The organism is Porticoccus litoralis, assembly GCF_030676955.1.
Lineage (GTDB): Bacteria > Pseudomonadota > Gammaproteobacteria > Pseudomonadales > Porticoccaceae > Porticoccus > Porticoccus litoralis.
In genome coordinates this window covers 202,759-223,026 of record NZ_JAUUUU010000002.1, presented here as the reverse complement: position 1 = coordinate 223,026, position 20,268 = coordinate 202,759, and the positions used below count along the sequence as shown (strand labels likewise).

Annotated in this window: 15 protein-coding genes and 1 riboswitch; of the genes, 3 read left to right on the top strand and 12 right to left on the bottom strand. The window is 57.9% G+C overall.

Going from position 1 to position 20,268, the window contains the following annotated elements:
• Positions 1–20 precede the first annotated feature (20 nt).
• The gene (locus Q8A57_RS05335; protein ID WP_305169953.1) at positions 21–590 is read left to right on the top strand and encodes a VPLPA-CTERM sorting domain-containing protein; all 570 of its coding nucleotides are present in this window, start codon (positions 21–23) and stop codon (positions 588–590) included.
• A gap of 306 nt (positions 591–896) precedes the next feature.
• Here the strand turns inward: Q8A57_RS05335 and Q8A57_RS05330 are convergent, their stop codons facing one another.
• The 9 genes from Q8A57_RS05330 to Q8A57_RS05290 form a co-directional block, all read right to left on the bottom strand.
• Positions 897–1,442, bottom strand: coding sequence for a hypothetical protein (locus Q8A57_RS05330; RefSeq protein ID WP_305169952.1), 546 nt, complete (start codon positions 1,440–1,442; stop codon positions 897–899).
• A gap of 111 nt (positions 1,443–1,553) precedes the next feature.
• The gene (locus tag Q8A57_RS05325; RefSeq protein ID WP_305169951.1) at positions 1,554–2,408 is read right to left on the bottom strand and encodes a DMT family transporter; all 855 of its coding nucleotides are present in this window, start codon (positions 2,406–2,408) and stop codon (positions 1,554–1,556) included.
• 78 nt (positions 2,409–2,486) lie between these two features.
• Positions 2,487–4,310 carry an allophanate hydrolase gene (gene atzF / locus Q8A57_RS05320; RefSeq protein ID WP_305169949.1) on the bottom strand — a complete coding sequence of 608 codons (1,824 nt, stop codon included), beginning with the start codon at positions 4,308–4,310 and terminating at the stop codon, positions 2,487–2,489.
• Between the two features lie 11 nt (positions 4,311–4,321).
• Complete coding sequence (gene uca / locus Q8A57_RS05315) at positions 4,322–7,840, bottom strand: urea carboxylase (RefSeq protein WP_305169948.1); 3,519 nt, start codon at positions 7,838–7,840, stop codon at positions 4,322–4,324.
• A gap of 75 nt (positions 7,841–7,915) precedes the next feature.
• Complete coding sequence (locus Q8A57_RS05310; protein WP_305169947.1) at positions 7,916–8,557, bottom strand: urea amidolyase associated protein UAAP2; 642 nt, start codon at positions 8,555–8,557, stop codon at positions 7,916–7,918.
• A 1-nt stretch (position 8,558) separates the two neighbouring features.
• Positions 8,559–9,311 carry an urea amidolyase associated protein UAAP1 gene (locus Q8A57_RS05305; protein ID WP_305169946.1) on the bottom strand — a complete coding sequence of 251 codons (753 nt, stop codon included), beginning with the start codon at positions 9,309–9,311 and terminating at the stop codon, positions 8,559–8,561.
• Entirely contained in the window at positions 9,308–10,108 is an 801-nt protein-coding gene (locus Q8A57_RS05300; protein ID WP_305169945.1) for an ABC transporter ATP-binding protein, read from the bottom strand. The genes Q8A57_RS05305 and Q8A57_RS05300 overlap by 4 nt, the downstream gene beginning before the upstream one ends.
• Positions 10,108–10,929, bottom strand: coding sequence for an ABC transporter permease (locus Q8A57_RS05295; RefSeq protein ID WP_305169944.1), 822 nt, complete (start codon positions 10,927–10,929; stop codon positions 10,108–10,110). The genes Q8A57_RS05300 and Q8A57_RS05295 overlap by 1 nt, the downstream gene beginning before the upstream one ends.
• A 49-nt stretch (positions 10,930–10,978) precedes the next feature.
• Entirely contained in the window at positions 10,979–11,968 is a 990-nt protein-coding gene (locus tag Q8A57_RS05290; RefSeq protein WP_305170159.1) for a putative urea ABC transporter substrate-binding protein, read from the bottom strand.
• 133 nt (positions 11,969–12,101) lie between these two features.
• Positions 12,102–12,224, bottom strand: a riboswitch (guanidine-I (ykkC/yxkD leader).
• A gap of 327 nt (positions 12,225–12,551) precedes the next feature.
• On the opposite strand from Q8A57_RS05290, the gene Q8A57_RS05285 reads away from it, so the two are divergent.
• A complete protein-coding gene (locus Q8A57_RS05285; protein WP_305169943.1) occupies positions 12,552–13,646 on the top strand; it encodes an efflux RND transporter periplasmic adaptor subunit in 1,095 nt (364 codons plus the stop codon).
• A 4-nt stretch (positions 13,647–13,650) separates the two neighbouring features.
• Positions 13,651–16,746 (top strand): efflux RND transporter permease subunit, encoded by a 3,096-nt coding sequence (locus tag Q8A57_RS05280; protein WP_305169942.1) that lies wholly within the window; start codon positions 13,651–13,653, stop codon positions 16,744–16,746.
• A 7-nt stretch (positions 16,747–16,753) separates the two neighbouring features.
• On the opposite strand, the gene Q8A57_RS05275 is transcribed toward Q8A57_RS05280, so the two are convergent.
• Genes Q8A57_RS05275 through Q8A57_RS05265 form a run of 3 tightly spaced genes read right to left on the bottom strand, consistent with a single transcriptional unit; the run spans position 16,754 to position 20,245 of the window.
• On the bottom strand, positions 16,754–17,152 hold the full coding sequence (locus Q8A57_RS05275) for a YccF domain-containing protein (protein WP_305169941.1): 399 nt from the start codon (positions 17,150–17,152) through the stop codon (positions 16,754–16,756).
• A 5-nt stretch (positions 17,153–17,157) separates the two neighbouring features.
• Positions 17,158–18,954 (bottom strand): DNA mismatch repair endonuclease MutL, encoded by a 1,797-nt coding sequence (mutL, locus tag Q8A57_RS05270; protein WP_305169940.1) that lies wholly within the window; start codon positions 18,952–18,954, stop codon positions 17,158–17,160.
• 13 nt (positions 18,955–18,967) lie between these two features.
• A complete protein-coding gene (locus Q8A57_RS05265) occupies positions 18,968–20,245 on the bottom strand; it encodes an N-acetylmuramoyl-L-alanine amidase (RefSeq protein ID WP_305170158.1) in 1,278 nt (425 codons plus the stop codon).
• Positions 20,246–20,268: the final 23 nt, after the last annotated feature.

Below are 20,268 nucleotides of genomic sequence, written 5' to 3'. Positions count from 1 at the left end.
AGTCGCTAGGATGTGCCCTTATGACAACTCTTCGACCATTATTTTTATCCGCTTTGTTATTCGTATGTAGCCAATCTGCAAGTGCTGCCCTTATCGACGGTTTTGAGAGTGGCGACTTCTCCGCCAACTCATGGTCAACCTATGGCGCAGCAGACTGGAGCATTGATTCCTCTACAGCGGCCTCAGGTATTTACAGCGCAAGATCAGGGCGGATCACACACAATCAATCCAGTTATCTGGAGTTGGAACTTGCAACATCAGCCGGCACAGTGTCCTTTGACTATCGCGTCAGCTCAGAGGACAATTTTGACTACCTAATGTTTTATATTAACGACATTAGGGTTTTTTTAATCACCGGCGACACAGGGTGGCTGAACTACTCTAGAGAGGTCATTGCGGGAACTCACGTTTTTACCTGGCGATACAGAAAAGATAGCAGTGTGAATTCATATCTAGATACTGTATGGATTGACAACTTCAGTGCCCCCTTACAAGACGTATCGAATGTCCCTGTTCCTGCAACAGCTTGGCTTTTCGCCATAGGCCTTGCCGGAGTTGCAGGCTTGAGCGGACTCAGGAAAAAAGCCTAGGTCTACCCGTTTTTCTTCCAGAACCCCTCTCCAGAAAACCCCACTTCGGTGGGGTTTCTTATGTTCGCAGCTAGACGTTTGGGACCAGCCCTGGAGCTATTCAGATTACCCGCTGCAGGGCAAGGGAATCTCGCCACCGTCAGCGACTTTTTTCCAAATCAAGCAAGGCAACATCAACCCAACTCTTGGGTTGCTGGTTAACGCACACAAAAATGTGCTTGGGATAAACGTAGCATCACTACCAACGACCCCCCGGCTAGAAGAAAAACAGGCGTGGATAATTACCATCACCCTTGTCGGCAGGCGTCAATAATGACCGAGAAACACTTCCCCGCTAGCCAGCAACTGTGTAGGTTCATCCCCCGTACCCTTGTAGACAGCCGCCACTTCGGCAAAATAACGATTGCCGCGGCCACCGGAACAGGGTGGCAGGTAGGCGCCAGGCTCACCACGCCCCCCTTGGTGTGCCTGCTCCAGAAACATCCCCTTGGGCAGATCGAAGGACTCACCGGCCACAACAGGTATCTCGATGCTGTTATGCAACCTTCCTGTCCAGAGACCGATCATGCCATGGCCGCCATGGTCCATCAGAAACCAGCTGCGATCACTAAAGGCAACAATTACGGCATTGGCTTCATCGGGAATACCGCTCACTTTCAATAACGGCGTCGCACCATGGCCACCAAATTTCTTGCACTGTTGCCCTTCGGGAATGGCATAGCCGTCCCATGCCGGGTCCGCCAGGCTAACCTGTAGCTCGGCCACCCTCTCGGCTAGCTGATATTCAAAGGTGTCGCAACCGGAGAGCACCGACGCAAGAACGAGCAAAGCAGCCATAGGGATTATTTTCATGGGCATATTCCTTCGAATCAAAATGCGCCCATGCTAAAGACGGATACTTAACAGACTATTAAGACAAAGCGCGCTCTTTAGGAACAGTAAATGGAGCAGGGTGAGTGCAACTTAACGGCGCTCAAGAATAACCAGGGCGATTCCTCCCAACACCGCCAGGGAAGCCAGTACCAACCGTATACCCAGAGGCTCACCAAGCAACAACACGCCACCAACAGCGGCAATAACCGGCACACTGAGCTGAACGGTGGCGGCACTGGCCGCCTTTAAAAATGGCAACGCGGTATACCATATGGCGTAGCCCATGCCGGAGGCAAAAGCACCGGAGGCCAGCGCATAACCAGCCCCAGCAGGATCAATACTGAATGTTGGAATGGTGAAGACACTCAACAACAATGCGAACGGCACCGCGTAGCGGAAATTGCCGGCGGTCACCCGGGTGGCATCGCCACCACGGCGACCCCGCAGGGAATACAGCCCCCAGGCCACACCCGCCAACACCATCAGCCCGGCACCCAGCGCAGGCGGTGCCGAGACGCCCGGCAGCAGCAATCCCACCAATCCCGCAATGGCCAGACAAACACCCAGCCACTGAAGCGGCCGCAACCGCTCCCCAGCCCAAAGGCCGTGACCTATCATGGTCACCTGCACTGCGGCGAACAGCAGCAGTGCCCCGGTGGCCGCCGTCAGGCTCAGATAGGCAAAGGAAAAGGCTGCCGCGTAGGCAAATAGCCATAGGCCGGATAGCCAACTGCCCTGCCCCTCCCGGTGATCACGGCTCAGGGAAACGATCAGCCATAACACCAGGGCGCCGGACAGCAAACGCAAGGAGGTAAAACTGGCGGCGTCGATGCCGGTATCCCGCAAAGCGGCCCGACACAACAGGGAGTTGCCCGCAAACGCCACCATAGCAAGCGCCGTCAGCGACAGCGCTCGCAGGGAAAGACCTTGAGTGACATTAGACATGCTTGGGCTCCGGAAGGAGGAATGCCATCAACCATAGCACCCCACCGCCCGATAGCCCAAGAGCGGTAAATCCGCTTCTCAGCGACTGGCCAGGTAGGCTTTCCACCCCCCCAGATTCGTAATATCGGTGGCGCCTTCAACACCTCTGGGCTCGCAGATAAAACCGGTCACCACGGAGCCATCCTCTACCAGCACTTTGCCGATACCCAGCGGTGCGGGAATCCCCGCCACGAAGCTGCCAAACTCAGCAGAAGGAACAGACCATATTTCCACGTCAATGGCCGCTCCGTTCTGTTCATCCATAATCAGCCCGGGCCGGAACGGCGGCCCACCGGCCAAGGCATACATGCGGTAGCAGGGCTTGGTGCGGGTGCGGCTTTTCAATACTGCGCCCCGCTCGGTGAGCTGCCAGTTAAGCGGCAGCCCCTCCAGATGAGCCCCACACACCAGCACATCGATACGGCGATTGTCCGCCACCGGCTGCTGTACCTGAGGCAACCCCGCGGGCTCCGCACCGGCGGCATCGGTGCACTCAATACCTACAGGCAGAGCCAACCCCTGCTGGATGCGATTGGCGATGGACAACAATACCCGGTCGCTGAAACAGTTTCCCACCAGGGTAATACCGAACGGCAAACCAGCGGCGGTAAAGGCCGTGGGCACCGCCACCGACGTCATGTCCAGCAGGTTCATAAAATTGGTGTAGTAGCCAAGCTGGCTGTTGTAGAGAATCGGCTCCGCCAGCATTTCTTCCACAGTGAACAGACGCCCGGCGGTGGGCGTCAACAGGCAGTCCAGCTGGTCCAGCGTCGCCACGCAGACCTGTTTCAGGGCCTCAAGCCGGTACTGGGCACGGAACAGCTCGGTGGCTTTCGGGTTGCCGCCCGGCTCCACGATGGCGCGGACTACCGGGTGCAGCGCCGCGGGGTTTTCCTCGATCAGCGGCTGGCAGGCGATATAGCGTTCCGCCACCCAGGGGCCCTCGTAGAGCAGCCGCGCTGCCTCGTCGAAGGGACGGTAGTCCACTTCCACCAGCTCGAAACCCAGTTCGGTCAGTTTTTCCAGCGTGGCGGCATAGGCGGCCTGATATCCGCTGTCGCCAAAGAACTGAAGCTGGTCTTCAGGCAGCACCCCCACTTTCAACGACCCCTGCCGGTAGCCGTAGTGGCGGCTAAGATTGTCGTAGCAGTTGTGGCGACTGTAGCCGTCCCCGGCATCGAAGCCCTCTGCGCAAGCCAGCACCGTGTTAGCGTCATCTGTGTTGAGGGCCATGATGCTGATGCAATCGAGGCTGCGGCAGGCGGGCACCATACCCCGGGCGGACAGCAGCCCTCGGGTGGGTTTCACGCCTACCAGGTTGTTAAAGGCGGCGGGCACCCGGCCGGAACCGGCAGTGTCGGTGCCCAGGCTGAAACTCGCCAGCCCCAGCGCCACGGATACGGCAGAACCGGAGCTGGAACCGCCGCTGATGTAGTCGGGATCGAAGGCATTGCGGCACGGGCCCCAGGGGGAGCGGGTGCCGTTGAGGCCGGTGGCAAACTGGTCGAGATTGGTCTTGCCCACCGGGATGGCCCCGGCGTCCAGCAACTGTTGCACCACCGGGGCGGACGCCGACGGTGTGAAGGTGAAAGCCTCGCATCCAGCGGTGGTGGGTATCCCCGCCAGATCGATATTGTCCTTGATGGCGAAAGGTATACCCCACAACGGGCACTGTTGCGGGTCCTTCTCTGCGAGCGCCGCCAGGTAGGGTTGTTGCTCCTCGGCGCTGAGCAGGTGAATCCAGATGTTGCGGTCAGAAAACTCCTGCGCCCGGTGGCGGATGTCCTCCATCACTCCGGCAGGAGTGAGAGAACCTTCCCGGTAGGCGTTGCTCAGGTTGGCTATTGTCATGTTGCTGCTCATTTCACTGCTCCTCAAACCATCTCTTCCAGTACCACCAGCGCCTGTCCCGGCCGCACCCGCTGGCCAGCACTCAGCAGCAGGTGGCTGACCACCCCGTCACGGGGCGCCTGAATGGGAATTTCCATCTTCATGGACTCCAGAATCACCAGCGCCTGACCGGCGCGCACGTGATCACCCACCGCCACTTCGGTTTGCCAGACACTGCCGGACACGGGGCTATCCACCACGATGCTATCCTCGGGCCAGCTCACCTCATCCTCTTGCTGTTGCTGCTCCTCGGCCTCGAAATTGAACTGGCCGGTGGCATGCCACTGGGCTAATTCCTCGATCTTCAGGGGATAGTTGCCGCGGGGAAATTCCCGGCGGATCTCCTGCAACTCTTCCTGGCTGACCTCGTAGAAGCGAATCTGGTCAAAGAAGCGCAGCAGCCAGGGTTTGGAAAATTCCGCCGTCTGCCGGTAGCGGTTCCACATCTGCAGGGTGCGACCGACAAACTGGTAACCGCCCGGCCCCTCCATGCCGTAAACGCACAGGTAGGAGCCGCCGATGCCCACGGAGTTTTCCGCGGTCCAGGTGCGCGCCGGGTTGTACTTGGTGGTCACCAGCCGGTGGCGCGGGTCCACCGGGGTGGCAACCGGCGCCCCCAGGTACACATCCCCCAAACCCATTACCAGGTAGCTGGCCTCAAACAGGATACGTTTTACTTCATCGATGCTGTCCAGGCCGTTGATACGGCGGATGAATTCCAGGTTGCTGGGACACCAGGGGGCATTTTTGCGCACCGACTGGCTGTATTTCTCGATCGCCAAACGACAGGCCTCGTCGTCCCAGGACAGCGGGATATGGACGATGCGCGACGGCACCGCCAACTGTTCCAGCCGATTCGCCAATGACTCTTCAGCGGTGCGCAGGTGGGTCAGTAGGCGGCGGTGATCCAGTTTCTGGCTATCGAAATGAATCTGCAGGGAACGGATGCCCGGGGTCAGTTCACGGATGCCCGGCAGTGAATTCTGTTGCAGCCACTGCATCAGGGCGTGGGCGCGAAAGCGCAGGCGAATATCCAGCACCTGCTCACCGTATTCCACCAACAGAAAGTGATCCCCGGCGGCGCGATAAACAATTTCGTCACCAAACTCATGGGCTTTCAGTCGCGCCAGTACCGGAGTTTCCGGCGTAACCGGCTGCCAGGTCAGTTCATGGGGGACAAGGCTATCCACCTGCCGCTGCTGCGCCGCCTCCAGCGCCACTGCCTGTTCGATGCTTACCGGCACAAAACGCACCTTGTCCCCCGCGTGGAGCTGGCCCAGTTTCCACAGGTCGGCACTGATTACCGTAGCCGGGCAAACAAAGCCCCCCAGGGAGGGGCCGTCCGGACCGAGGATCACCGGCATATCACCGGTGAAGTCCACGGTGCCAAAGGCGTAGGCGTTGTCGTGGATATTGGACGGATGCAGACCCGCCTCCCCGCCATCCTGCCGTGCCCAGGCCGGTTTCGGGCCAATCAGGCGCACCCCGGTGCGGCTGGAGTTGTAGTGCACTTCCCAGTCGTGAGCGAAGAACGTTTCGATATCCATGTCAGTGAAAAAGTCCGGGGCACCATGGGGACCGTATATCACCCGCAGCTGCCAGCTGTTGCCAATCTGCGGCAGCAGTGCCGGATCGAGCTGAGCTGGCGCGACCGCAGCGGCAGTCTGGTCCAGATGGAGCACATCGCCACTGCACAGAGCGCGACCGTTGTGCCCCCCGAACTGGCCCAGGGTAAAGGTGGCGCGGGAACCCAGGTAAGCGGGACACTGGATACCGCCGCGTACCGCCAGGTAAGCGCGGGCACCGCCGTCGCGGATGCGTCCCAGGCTGAGCTGCTGGCCGGCCTTGACGTCTACTACCTGCCACAGAGGCACGGGGCGCTGCTCGCCGGATTCAGTATTCACCAGCTTGGCGTCAATGGCAGCGCCGCCGATCACCAACTGGGTATCGCAGGAGAACGCCAGGGTCGGCCCCTGCAATGTAATCTCCAGAGCTGCCGCATCCGCCGGGTTGCCAAGCAGGCGGTTGGCAACCCGGAAGGAATAGCTGTCGAAGGGGCCCGAGGGTGGCACACCCACATCCCAGTGGCCGCTGCGACCGGGATAGTCCTGTACCGTGGTCTGGGTGCCACCCTGCAACACATCGATGCGGGTGGGCTGAAAATTAACGCTATTCAAGTAGCGGGTGGTGACCTCGCCGCGCACCAGCACAGGATCGCGACTCAGGGTGCGCAGGTAGTCCAGGTTGGTTTCGCTGCCGTACAGAGCGGTGTTGTCCAGGGTCCATTGCAGTTTGATCAGTGCTGCCTCACGGTCCGTATCGTGCACGATGATCTTAGCCAACATGGGATCAAAGAAAGGTGGCACCTCGGTGCCCGCCTCAATCCAATGGTCAATACGGACCCCCTCCCCCTTGGGAAACATCACCTGGGTCAGAAGACCGGGCGAAGGCTGAAAGTTCCGATAGGGATCCTCTGCATAGACCCGTACCTGTATGGCATGGCCGCTAGGGCGAAGCTGCCCGCGTCGGGTTTGCAGCGATAAATCTTCCCCCGCGGCCAACCGCAGCATCCACTCAACCAAGTCAACGCCGTACACTTCCTCGGTGACACCGTGCTCCACCTGCAGGCGGGTATTGACCTCGAGGAAGTAGAAATGGTCCGTGTCGGCGTCGTAAATAAATTCCACGGTGCCGGCATTGCGATAGCTGACGCTGGCCAGCAGCAACTCGGCGGTGGTGTGCAGTTGCTGGCGCACCTCGTCTGTGAGGTTGGGCGCCGGGCACTCTTCCACCACCTTCTGGTTGCGACGCTGGCTGGAACAGTCTCGCTCCCCTAGGGCCAGGGCCTGGCCACAGCCATCACCAAAAACCTGCACCTCGATATGGCGGGCTCGGGCGATGAATTTCTCCAGGAACACGCCGTCGTCGGCAAAGTTATTGGCCCCCAAGCGCTTCACCGAATCGAAGGCGCTGCTCAGTTCCTCCTCGCTGTGGCAGAGCTGCATGCCGATGCCGCCGCCACCGGCGGTACTCTTCAGCATCACCGGGTAGCCGATCTGCGCGGCCACAGTTTTGGCCTCATCCAGATCCCGCAACAGGTCGGAACCGGGCAACAGTGGCACTTCAGCAGCGGTGGCCAGCTCCCGGGCCCGGTGTTTCAGCCCAAACGCTTCCATCTGCTCTGCAGTGGGACCGATAAAAACGACACCCGCTGCCTCACAGCGGCCCACAAAGCCAGTGTTTTCACTGAGAAAACCGTAGCCCGGGTGAATGGCCTCGGCACCGGATTCGGCGGCGATTTCCAGCAGTCGGTCCATATTCAAATAGGTATCGGCAGCTCCGCCCTCGCCGAGGCGATAAGCTTCATCGGCAAGGCGCACGTGCAGGCTGTCGGCATCGCAGTCGGCGTATACCGCCACCGAGCCGATGCCGAGCCGCTTCATGGTGCGAACGATGCGGGTGGCTATGGCGCCGCGGTTGGCAATCAGGACTTTGTTGAACATCTTCTAACCTCGACCGGGTCGTCCCGGTTCTCATGGCTGCGACAGTGGTCGTCCACTGAAGGGGAATCTGGCGAATCAGTTATCCCAAACCAGAATTTCCACCGGCGTGGGGTTATAGCCATTGCAGGGGTTGTTGAGCTGCGGGCAGTTGGAAATCAGCACCAGCACATCCATTTTTGCGGTCAACTCCACATACTTACCCGGCGCGGAAATGCCATCCTCGAAGGTCAGCCCACCGGAGACGGTCACCGGCACATTCATGAAGAAATTGATGTTGTGGCTGATGTCCCGTTTGCCGATGCCGAATTCCGGATGCTCGGCAATGGCCAGCATCCAACTGTCCCGACAGGCATGCATACAGCGCTTTTCGAGGTCGTAGCGCACGGTATTGCTCTCAGTGGCGCAGGCGCCGCCAATGGTGTCGTGGCGGCCACAGGTATCGGCGACGATCTCCAGCATCGGGTTGTTCTCATTGGAGCGCAGCACCGAGCCAGTGGTCAGGTAGAGGTTGCCCTGCTCACGGATGGTATCCGTGGCACTGTAATGCTCCGCCGGATCGGCGGCGCTGTAAAACAGGGTATCCGCCGCCTGGTTGCCCTCGAGGTCGAGGATGCGCAGGGTCTGGCCAGCCTTAACAGCGCCCAGGTAGTAATCACCGGCATCAATCACCTGACGCAGGCAGGCATTTTCGGGTTGGCGTGAACTGCTTGTCAGCATGTCAGATTCCCCCCTCTAGAAAAGGCAACAACTCGGGAGCCGCCCCCAGGTAATAGAGTGCGTTGTTGGCAAAGCCGCGGCGGTTTTCCGGACAGTGGTTGCGGCAGACGTCATCCAACGTCACTGGCTCCGCTACTCCCAGCTCGATACCCACCGGACGCGCAGGGTACTCGGAGGAAAGGTTGAGGGGATGGGGGCAGCTGTGCAGCAGCACCAGGGTGTCCATCTCGAATCGCAGGCTCAGCTGGCTGCCGGCGGGACTGGCCCCTTCCACCAGCCGCAGATTGCCGTCGTCGTCGGCAGCCACCTGGCTGAACCAATTGATGTTGGCGGCCAGGTCGGCACTACCGAGACCGTATTTAGCCAGTTCCACCAGAAAGGCATCGTGGCCGTTCTGGTGCCACTGGTTGCGGTCTCCCTGGTAGTCCCGCTTACCCCATCGCGCTGCCACCTGATCGGCGCGGCTGTTGCCGCAGATGGTTTCATGCCAGCCGACGCTGTCCTCGACCACCGAGGCGAAAATCCGCCCCATATCAGAATACAGGCAATTGCCGCGGGTCAGTTTGAATGTGTGCTGGCACTTCAGGGTATCAGGCGCGTTGTAACGCTCCAGCAGGTTTTCCGGGTTGTAAAACAGCATGCCAACGTTGGAGCCGCCCTCGAGGTCGGTAAGCCGCATTAGCGTGCCGCGTCGCAGCCGCAGCGACCAATGGCCGCCGGGTGCAATATCGGTGGTGTAGTACATATTCGTCATGGTTGTCCTTCCAACCCATCTTCACTCTGGCCGGTGTACACCGGCCTCAGGCTGTCGTCGATCTCTTGATAGAGCCGCTGATCCAGTTGGCCAACAGGCAAGTCATAAGTAATGGAAGCCCCGTAGGCGTTGGGGGCCTGGGGATCGTGACGCAGTTTGTCGAACACCCACAGCCTGGTGCCCAGGTAAAAGCCTTCCTTGAGGTCATGGGTGACCATGAATACCGTCAGCTTGTACTCGCGCCACAGGTTCAGGATCAGCTCATGCATGTCGGCGCGAATACCCGGGTCCAATGCGCCAAACGGTTCATCCAGTAACAGGATGCGCGGCTTGGCTAACAGGGCTTGGGCGATGGCGAGCCGCTGTTTCATGCCCCCGGACAGTTCGTGAGGGTAGCGGTTGAGAGCATGGCTCAATCCTACCTGCTCGAGAATCTCAGCAGCTTCATGGCGCGCCGCCTTTTTGGCACCGCCAAACAGGTAGCCGGTAATACCTGGGCGTTGAAAGGCTTTGGCCGCCACCACGTTTTCCAGCACGGTCATGTGGGGAAACACCGAGTACTGCTGGAACACGATGCCGCGATCGGGTCCGGGCTCGGAGGAGATGGGCTTGCCGTCCAGCAGCAATGAGCCACTGCTGGGGCTCTCGGTGCCGAGCAGCATTTTCAGGAAGGTGCTCTTGCCGCAACCGGAGGTGCCCACCATGGTGACGAACTCCCGTTCCGCCACGTGCATGTTGATCTGTTCCAACACCACGTTGTCGCCGTAGCGCTTCCAGAGGTTATTTGCTTCGATCATTACTGAGCCCCCCCATTTGCATGCCAGGGGAACAGCCTGCGGCTGAGCCAGGCAAGCGCCACATCAAACAGGAATGCCAACAGGGTAATCCACGCCACATAGGGCAGGATCACATCCATGGACATGTAGCGGCGCACCAGAAAAATCCGGTAGCCTAAGCCGTCAGTAGAGGCGATGGCTTCAGCGGCGATCAGGAACAGCCAACCGGCCCCCAGGGTCAATCGCACTGCGTCAATCAGCTTCGGTAGCAACTGTGGCAACAGTACCCGAATCATGATCTGTGCTGTGTTGGCCCCCAGGGTCTGGGCTTTCACCAGCTGTTCAGCCGGAATTTCCCGGGTACGTCGCTGAATATCCCTGGCAATCACCGGAGTGATACCGATAGCCACCAGCATCACCTTGGACAATTCTCCAAGGCCGAACACGATAAATAGAATCGGCAGCAGCGCCAGCGGCGGAACCAGCGATACCACCGTCAATAGCGGTGAAACGCCAGCATTCACCAGCGGCAGTGCGCCGGTAAAAATCCCCAGTGCCAGCCCCAGCGAAGCTGCAATCAGTACCCCCAGGCCGAGGCGCTGGAGGCTGCTGGCGGTGTCCTGCCAGAACAGGTATTCCCCGGTGCGCTTGCTGGGTTCGAATGCCATGCGGTGGATTGCATCGCCGATCTGACTGAAGCTTGGCAGCAACTTGTCGTTGGGATTAGCCTCCAGCCTCAGATCAGAAGAAGCCACGTACATCAGCAGGATCAGTGCGAAGGGCAACAGCGCCAACATCATGCTCACCACTGGCGAAGGGGCCAGATTGATCAGTCGTTTCATGACTCGTCCTCAGGGAGCGGCAAACCGCTCCCGCTTGGTTACGCCAGACTTAGAGTTTTCCGTCAGCTGCCATTTGCATGTAGCTGGGATCAAAGCGCAGCTTGACGTTGCTGCTGCTGCCGTAAAGACCGGCTGGTGTTTCGACACCGATAAACCCGGCATCGGGGGCACCATCACCGAGTAGACCGTGATCGAAGGAGAACTCAGCCACTGCCTTCATGGTGGCAGTGAGCTTGTCGCTGTTGGTCAGCTCCAGGGCGGAGCTCGGGGTATAGAACATTTTGGTAGCAGCCAGCTGGGCATCGTAACCGGCCAGGTCGGTGCCGGAAGCCTGTGCCATAAAGGTACGAGCGGCTTCACCCTCCTCGCCCGAGCCACTCATTAGGCCCATGATTTCATACCAGGCGCCGGTCAGAGCCTTACCCAATTTTGGGTTCTCTTTGAGGGTTTCGGTATTGATCACCAGCAGGTCGATGATCTCGCCGGGAATCTGGGAGGAATCGAACACCTTGTAGCTGTTTGGCATACCGAGAATCTCGCTCACCAACGGGTTCCATGTAGTCACCGCGGTTACCCCGTCGGTGCCGTACACGGCCACCATATCGGCATCGGAAGTATTCACCACCTGCACATCGGCTTCACTCATACCCACCGTTTCCAGGCCCCGTGCCAACAGGTAGTGGGACACACTCAGCTCCACCAGGTTGACCTGCTGGCCCTTGATGTCTGCCAGAGACTCCTTGCCCTTAAGAATGACGGCATCGTTGCCATTGGAGAAATCACCAACAATTAATGCGGTGCTGTCCACGCCACCGGCGGCGGGAATGGTCAGGGCATCCATATTGGTCATGGTGCAGGCATCAAACTGGCCGGCGGTGTACTGGTTGATGGATTCTACGTAGTCGTTGATCTGTACTACATCGATAGTGATGTCATATTTATCAGCCCATTTCTTGACGATGCCGGATTCAGCACCATAGGCCCAGGGCATCCAGCCGACATAAATTGACCAGCAAATCTTAAAGTCATCGCGCGCCATGGCGCCGGAGGAGAACAGCAGTGAAGCAAGAAGGATTGCAGCAAGTTTTTTCATGATAAACCTCTCAGTCGGTTCTTTCGTGTATCGGGTTACACCGGTGCAAGTGGAGTACTTTTGGCTCAACGCCAAACAAGTCTCCCGGGCTTTTGTCCCGCCGTGTAACCCCTCATATCACTGAGAGGTCGAGTGCTCTCGGACCAGACACCCATCGACCTGAAAAGACTTTCGATGAATCGGAACCCTAGCGCTCTATTTGCCAGATTGTCTCAATTCGTGTTGCCAAAAGTACGAACACTGATGAAACTGCATTCAGGATATATGCCAACTTTTCCGTGTCAATCGCAAATGCCCCTCTTACAGGGGCTTGAGCGCACACTGACCACGGCACATGCCATTAGCACACGAAAAATTCTGTTCCCTGATTGTGCACCTAAATCCTGATGCACCAACACAGTGCATAAAGGTGATAGCTTAAGTGCCGACCCAAGGTGGCATTTTTCATTGCATTAGCCGTGGGAACTGTCATATTTCACTAACGCCGAATTTTTATGCTCGATGCACTCGGATAAAAGGACTCTCTGACATGCGAATGAAGGCTTTCGCCCTAACCCCGCTGCTGGGGTCCCTGCTGCTGGGAACTGCCCCGGCCCTCTCAGTCGCGGCCACCCCGGTACCGGTGTTTGTGAAAGCCGCGGTGGTCGAACCCCTTGAAGAAACCATCGAAGCACTGGGCACCCTGAGAGCCAACGAGGCAGTAACCCTCTCTGCCACCGTCACCGAAACCATTACCGCCATTCACTTTGATGATGGTGAACGGGTCGAGTCCGGCAAAGTACTGGTGGAAATGACCAGCGAAGAAGAGCATGCCCTGCTTGAAGAAGCACGTTCAACCCTGCGTGAAGCACAGCGCCAATACCAGCGTATCAAGGGGCTGGTAAAAACCAATCTGGCCAGTGAGTCCCTGCTGGATGAACGCCGCGCAGCCTATGAAACAGCCCAGGCCAAACTCCAGGCCACCCAATCCCGACTGCAGGACCGCCTCATCATTGCCCCTTTTGATGGTGTGGTCGGGCTGCGCCAGATCAGCGTTGGGGCACTGGTAACACCTGGGGACAGGATTACCACACTCGACGACGACAATGTCATGAAGCTGGATATGTCGGTGCCGGCGGTATTCATCAACAGCCTGCGACCAGGAATGACGGTGGTCGCCAACGCCAGGGAATTGGGGGACAAGGATTTTGAGGGTGAAATCGCCAGTCTTGATTCCAGGGTCGACCCTGTCACCCGTGCACTCTCCGTGCGGGCCCTGCTGCCCAACCCGGAACGGCAGCTCAAACCCGGCATGCTAATGACGGTGACCCTAAAAAAACCACCGGTTAACTACATCATGATTCCCGAGGAGGCTCTGATTCAGGAGGGGTTTAACCAGTTTGCCTTCGTAGTGGATACCAGCAAAGAACCAGCCACTGTGTCCAAACGCCAGCTGTCCACCGGCCCTCGCCGCCCTGGGGTTGTCTCCGTGATAACCGGCATTGAAGCCGGGGAACTGGTGGTCACCCACGGGATTATGCGCCTCAATCAGGGCTCCGCTGTCTCCATCACTGCCACCCAGCAAGGTGAGGAAAGTCTCAGCGAACTACTCAAGCAGTCAAGCACTGACCGCGGAGCTCACTGATTCCATGCTGCTGTCCGATATCAGTATTCGGCGACCAGTTTTTGCCTCGGTCATTTCCCTACTGCTTGTGGCTTTCGGGATGATTGCTTTTGATCGACTACCCCTGCGTGAATACCCTGATATCGACCCACCCATCGTCTCCATCGAAACGAAATATCCGGGCGCTGCTGCCAACGTGGTGGAAACCCGCATCACCCAGGTCCTGGAAGATCGCATCTCGGGCCTGGAGGGCATCAAGTACATCGAGTCGAACAGCTCCGATGGCGAATCTAAAATTAATATTGAGTTTAACCTGTCCCGCAATATTGAGGCGGCCGCCAACGATGTCCGCGACCGGGTTGCCCGCGTACTGGAAGATTTGCCGGAGGAGGCCGACCTGCCCACCGTAGAAAAGCTGGATACGAATGACGAAGTCATTATGTGGCTCAATCTCACCAGCGAAGCGCTCTCGGTGCCCGAACTTACCGATTATGCGGAACGCTATTTGATGGATCGCTTTTCGATTCTCGACGGTGTGGCGCGGGTACGTATAGGGGGAGGCCAGAGTCTGGCCATGCGTATCTGGCTGGATCGCATCAAGCTTGCCGCCCACAACCTCACGGTGAGTGATGTGGAAGCTGCCCTGAGGTCTGAGAACGTGGAACTGCCCGCCGGTAAGATCGAATCGATCCAGCAGGAATTTACCGTGCGGGTGAAACGGGTGTTCCGCACTGCGGAAGACTTCAGCCAGCTGGTACTGAGCCGGGGCGAGGATGGCTACCTGGTGCGACTGGCCGATGTGGCGACGGTACACAGGGGCACCGAGGAATACCGCACCCTGTTCCGCGGCAATGGGGAGACCATGGTGGGTCTGGGCATCACCAAACAGTCCACCGCCAACACCATTGAGGTATCGCGGGCGGTCAAGACGGAAGCGGCTAGGCTCAACAAGTTATTACCCGACGGCATGCAGATCCACGAAAGTTACGATTCCTCCGTGTTTATTGAGCAGGCCATCGGCGAGGTCTACAAAACCCTGGCCATCAGCATTGGTCTGGTGATCTTTGTGATCTATCTGTTTCTGGGTAGTGCTCGGGCAATGCTGGTGCCCGCGGTCACGGTTCCCATCTCCCTAATCGCAACCTTTACCGTCCTGATGGCCATGGGCTTTACGGTCAACCTGCTGACACTGCTGGCACTGGTACTGGCCATTGGCCTGGTAGTGGACGACGCCATCGTGGTGCTGGAAAACATCCATCGCCGTATGGCGGAGCACCGTGAGCCCGCTCTGGTCGCGGCTTTCCGGGGCACTCGGCAAGTGGGGTTTGCCGTCATCGCCACCACGCTGGTGCTGGTAGCGGTATTTTCGCCAATCTCCATGCTGGAGGGCGATATGGGCCGGTTATTCTCTGAGTTTGCCCTCACCATGAGCGCTGCGGTGTTATTTTCCAGCCTGGTGGCACTGACCCTGTGCCCGGTGCTGGCATCATTACTGCTCTCCCGGGCAGGCGGGGACCTCGCACCGGAAACCCGAGTCGACCGATTCTTCCAGAGTTGCCGTGGCCATTACCGCCACCTGGTAGAGGCTAGCCTGAATCACCCGCTGCTGGTCGGGCTACTCTTTGCAAGCTGCATCGGCCTCTGTGTCTGGCTGGTGGCCCTTATTCCCAACGAATACGTTCCCAAGGAAGACCGTGGCGCCTTTTTTATCATGGTCAAGGGTCCCGAAGGAGCCAGTTACGCCTACACCAAGGCCTACATCGAAGAAATTGAACAGCGCCTGTTACCCCTGGCCAGCGAAGGAGAAGCAGGCCGGATTCTGGTGCGCGCGCCACGTGATGCCTTTAACACCGGCATTGCCATTGTGGTTCTCAATGAGTGGGGCAGTCGCCGCTCCGCCTGGGACATCATGGCTGAAATCCGCGCCAAAACCTCGGACTTGGTCGGCGTACAGATTCACCCCGTTATGCGCCAGGGCATTGGTAACCGCACAGCCAAACCGGTGCAGTTTGTGCTCGCCGGTGGCACCTACGAGGAGTTGGCCCGCTGGCGGGATACCCTGTACGCAGAGCTGAGTAAAAATAACCCGGGCTTTACCGACATTGACAGCGATTACCGGGAAACCAGCCCCCAGGTACAGGTCAATATTGACTACAACCGCGCGGCAGAACTTGGGGTGTCAGTACAGAATATCGGGCGAACACTGGAAAGCATGCTGGCTTCGCGCAAAGTCACCACATACCTCGATGCCGGGGAAGAGTACGACGTGATGATTGAGGGCAAACGCGATCAGCAAAACAGCCCCGATGACCTGACCAATATTTATGTGCGATCAGAGCGCTCCAACCAGCTCATTCCCCTGTCCAACCTGGTGACATTGGAGGAATACGCGGATTCAAAAACACTGAATCGCTACAATCGCAACCGCGCCATCACCATTGATGCCAATCTGGAAGATGACCTGCCCTTGGGCGAAGGCTTGACCTATCTCGAGCAACTGGTGCGCGAGCACTTGCCTGAACACGCGGTGATTGACTTCAAGGGGCGCTCACTGGATTTCAAAAAGTCCGGTTCCGCCAGTTACTTCATATTTATTCTGGGTGTGCTGGTGATGTTCCTGGTACTGGCCGCCCAATTTGAAAGCTATATCAGTCCACTGATTATTATTCTGACTGTGCCACTGGCCATAGCCGGGGGATTGCTGGGTCTGTGGGCCAGCGACAACACCCTCAACCTCTACAGCCAGATTGGTCTGATCATGCTGATCGGACTGGCGGCCAAGAACGGCATTCTTATCGTCGAGTTTGCCAATCAGATGCGCGATCAGGGTAGTTCTGTGCAAGAAGCCATTATTACCGCTGCACAGGTGCGGCTGCGCCCTATTGTCATGACCAGCATTACCACCATTGCCGGGTCCATACCGCTGATACTGTCCTTCGGTGCCGGAGCAGAAACCCGCCAGGTGCTGGGTATAACCCTGTTCTGTGGCGTGGCTTTCGCCACGGTGTTTACACTGTTTATCCTACCGGTCGCCTACCACTTGCTGGGGCGTTTCACTCGAGGCCCCAAATATGTTTCCAATAAACTGGATCAACAGTTGAACGACACCCCCGTGCCATAACAAAAAACTAACTTTTCACCACGACCTTGCCCACTGGCGCCAGAGTCAACAGTGCCAGCTTCAGGTGCTGAAGGGCAAAGGGAATACCAATAATGGTAATGAACAGCGCCAATGCCAGGGTGATGTGACCCACCGCCAGCCAGAACCCGGCCAGAATAAACCAGATAATATTGCCCAGCAGCCCCAGCGCGCCGGTACCCAGATCTTCCTTGCCTGTGATGACGCTACGACTCACGGCTTCACGCCCAAAGGGCAGAAATGTGAACTGGCCGATGACAAAACAGGAGCGACCCCAGGGAATACCGACAATGGTAATAAACGCCACCAGGCCGATCAGCCACCAGGCCAGGCCCATCAGCAGACCGCCAAAAATCAACCACAAAAGATTTCCCAAAAAGCGCAACATGATGATTACCGTCCCCTTAAAAACAGTTTGTCCAATTCTCCCAGTGACATCTGGGTCCAGGTAGGCCGGCCGTGGTTACACTGGCCACTGCGTTCTGTCGCTTCCATATCCCGCAACAGGGCATTCATTTCGACAATGGATAATTTGCGGTTGGCCCGGACCGAACAATGACAGGCCATGTTGGCCATAATTTCATTGAGGTGTTCCCTGATGCGGTCACTGTTGCTATGGCTAACCAGGTCCGATAGCACGTCCCGAACCAGCGGTTCCACATCCGCATCACGCAGCAGTGCAGGTACCTGCCGCACCAGCAAACTTTCCGGGCCCGCCCGTTGTAATTGGAAGCCCAGGGATTCAAACACGGCAGACTGTTCCTCTGCGGTATCCGCCTCGGCCTGGCTGACCGCCAGTGTTTTGGGAACCAGCAGCGGTTGGGACATCAGCCCCTCAGCATCAAATGCCTGCTTCATGCGCTCGTAGGTAATGCGTTCATGGGCGGCATGCATATCCACCAGCACCAGGCCCGCAGCATTTTCCGCCAGAATGTAAATACCTTTTAACTGGGCAATGGCATAGCCCAGTGGCGGCAGGGTTTCATCGGTTTGCGCCAAAGGCGATGGCGAGATGGATGTCTCCGGCACATGCAGGTCGCCATACACGGCCATTTGTTCTGCGACGCGATTAGGCCCCGGTGACTTTTCGCTGAAACTGATCGACGCCTGCGTCACAGGGGAACGGTCCACCGCTGGTAAAGGTGTTTCCGTAGGCTCGCTGTCACCAGCTTGGTTGCTATCCCCAGGGCGGATATCGGCCACGCAGCGGTGCAGGCTACGGAACAGGAAATCGTGGACAGTACGACTGTCGCGGAAACGCACTTCGTGCTTGGTGGGGTGTACGTTGACGTCCACATCTGCCGGGTTTAATTCCAGATAGAGGACAAAAGCCGGGTGACGGCCGTGATACATCACATCCTGGTATGCCTGGCGCACCGCGTGGGTCACCAGTTTGTCGCGAATGCTGCGGCCATTGACAAAGAAATGCTGCAGATCTGCCTGGCTGCGGGAAAAAGTCGGCAGCCCCACCCAACCCCAGAGACGCAAGCCAGCGGCTTCCATATCTACGTAGATTGCATTTTCCATAAACGCCGGGCCACAGATGGCCGCCACACGGCGCTCCTGTTCAAGCTGGGTGCCAGCGGCGCGAAACTGGTGGGCCACCTTGCCGTTATTGCGCAGGGTGAAATCAATGTCGAAATGACTGAGGGAGAGTTTTCGCAGTATTTCGTCAATCCGCTTGTATTCAGTGGTCTCTGTGCGCAGAAATTTGCGCCGGGCGGGGGTATTAAAAAACAGGTCACGCACTTCAACTGTGGTTCCACGCGGGTGGGCCACCGGTGCCAGGTTCACCGCCATATCACGCCCTTCAGCTTCGGCTTTCCAACCGGGGCCACTGTCCCGATCATTGGTGGCAATAGCAAGTCTGGCGACGGACGAAATACTGGCCAGTGCTTCGCCACGAAAACCGAGGGTAGCCACAGCTTCGAGGTCGTCCAGCTGCTCAATCTTGCTGGTGGCATGACGGCTGAGCGCCAGAGGCAAGTCTTCTTCTCCAATGCCACAGCCGTTATCGCGGACGCGCATGAGCTTAACGCCGCCGCTTTCCACATCAATCTCAATGCGGCTGGCACCACTATCAATACTGTTTTCCAGTAACTCTTTGATCACGGAGGCGGGGCGCTCTACCACCTCACCGGCGGCAATCTGGTTAGCCAACCGGGGACTGAGCAAATGAATTTTGGGCATGAATCAATAATCTTCAGGAAGCGGGAATTTTCAGGCGCTGTCCAACTCTGATGCGCGTGCTATTGAGACCATTATGTCGCAACAGGTCTTCTACGGACACATTGTAACGAACGGCTATATCCGACAGCGTATCACCCCGGGCAATGACGTGTACGCCCCCACCACCCATGGTTTTACGGGCCGCCAGCAATGTCCCAGCCGGAGGTGCTTTCTCGAAGTATCGATTGACACCGTTAAAAATGGCCCTCGCCATCTTTTGCTGATAACTCCGGTCGCTTAACTGCCGGGCTTCCTTGGGGTTGGAGATAAAGCCAGTCTCAACCAGAATGGAAGGGATATCCGGGGACTTAAGCACCACAAAGCCCGCCTGCTCCACATGTTTCTTGTGCAACCTGGCAACGCCACCGATGGAGCGCAATACCTCTGCCCCCACTTCCAGGCTGCTGCTGAGCGTGGCGGTCATGGATAGATCCAGCAGCACGCTGGCCAGCATGTGGTCCTTATCATCCAGGCTGACGCTGCCGGCACCACCAATCAGGTCCGCCTGGTTTTCCCGGCTGGCCAGGTAGCGGGCCGTTTCACTGGTCGCACCGCGCCGGGAGAGCGCAAACACCGAGGCACCATTCGCCGATGACTTGGTGAACGCATCAGCGTGTATGGAAATAAACATGTCAGCACGGTGGTTACGCGCGATTTCAGTACGCTTGCGCAGGGGAATGTAGTAGTCGCCCGTTCGGACCAGCCTGGCGCGAAAACCCGGGGTGCTATCAAGCAGCTTCTGTAATTCCTTGCTGATCGCCAGCACCACCTGCTTTTCACGTATACCTTTCGGCCCCAATGCACCCGGATCTTCTCCGCCATGGCCGGCATCGATGGCAATAATGATATCGCGGTTGCCACTTTCTCCTGCGACGTCCTTGACTGTTTTCACTGTCTCCTGACCGATGTCATAGAGATCAACCACCAGGCGATCACCATATTGCTGGTTTTTGGAGAGTGCAAAACTACGGGGTCTGACGGCAGTTTTGAGATCCAACACAATGCGCAGGTCAGTCTTATCCTTGACGCCGGTGCGCAGTGCAGTAACCGGAGTTGTCGACAGGTCCAGACCATTGGTGCTGGTATTGATGGATGAATGGGCAATATCCATCACCAGGCGAGGAGGATTATCCAGGGGGAAAATTTTGTGGCTTACCGGACCACTCAGGTCAAAAACCAGTCGAGTATGGTCCGGAGCCCGCCACAAGCGAACACCGTCAACCGTCGCCGCTAAAGATGCCTCGCAGAACATCCCCAGCAGCAATAGCAACAAGG

What these genes read in the sequence shown, in the direction of transcription:
- Q8A57_RS05335 (WP_305169953.1), top strand. Translation starts at nt 21, where the DNA reads ATGACAACTCTTCGACCATTATTTTTATCCGCTTTGTTATTCGTATGT.
- Q8A57_RS05330 (WP_305169952.1), bottom strand. Translation starts at nt 1,442, where the DNA reads ATGAAAATAATCCCTATGGCTGCTTTGCTCGTTCTTGCGTCGGTGCTC.
- Q8A57_RS05325 (WP_305169951.1), bottom strand. Translation starts at nt 2,408, where the DNA reads ATGTCTAATGTCACTCAAGGTCTTTCCCTGCGAGCGCTGTCGCTGACG.
- atzF (WP_305169949.1), bottom strand. Translation starts at nt 4,310, where the DNA reads ATGAGCAGCAACATGACAATAGCCAACCTGAGCAACGCCTACCGGGAA.
- uca (WP_305169948.1), bottom strand. Translation starts at nt 7,840, where the DNA reads ATGTTCAACAAAGTCCTGATTGCCAACCGCGGCGCCATAGCCACCCGC.
- Q8A57_RS05310 (WP_305169947.1), bottom strand. Translation starts at nt 8,557, where the DNA reads ATGCTGACAAGCAGTTCACGCCAACCCGAAAATGCCTGCCTGCGTCAG.
- Q8A57_RS05305 (WP_305169946.1), bottom strand. Translation starts at nt 9,311, where the DNA reads ATGACGAATATGTACTACACCACCGATATTGCACCCGGCGGCCATTGG.
- Q8A57_RS05300 (WP_305169945.1), bottom strand. Translation starts at nt 10,108, where the DNA reads ATGATCGAAGCAAATAACCTCTGGAAGCGCTACGGCGACAACGTGGTG.
- Q8A57_RS05295 (WP_305169944.1), bottom strand. Translation starts at nt 10,929, where the DNA reads ATGAAACGACTGATCAATCTGGCCCCTTCGCCAGTGGTGAGCATGATG.
- Q8A57_RS05290 (WP_305170159.1), bottom strand. Translation starts at nt 11,968, where the DNA reads ATGGCGCGCGATGACTTTAAGATTTGCTGGTCAATTTATGTCGGCTGG.
- Q8A57_RS05285 (WP_305169943.1), top strand. Translation starts at nt 12,552, where the DNA reads ATGCGAATGAAGGCTTTCGCCCTAACCCCGCTGCTGGGGTCCCTGCTG.
- Q8A57_RS05280 (WP_305169942.1), top strand. Translation starts at nt 13,651, where the DNA reads ATGCTGCTGTCCGATATCAGTATTCGGCGACCAGTTTTTGCCTCGGTC.
- Q8A57_RS05275 (WP_305169941.1), bottom strand. Translation starts at nt 17,152, where the DNA reads ATGTTGCGCTTTTTGGGAAATCTTTTGTGGTTGATTTTTGGCGGTCTG.
- mutL (WP_305169940.1), bottom strand. Translation starts at nt 18,954, where the DNA reads ATGCCCAAAATTCATTTGCTCAGTCCCCGGTTGGCTAACCAGATTGCC.
- Q8A57_RS05265 (WP_305170158.1), bottom strand. Translation starts at nt 20,245, where the DNA reads ATGTTCTGCGAGGCATCTTTAGCGGCGACGGTTGACGGTGTTCGCTTG.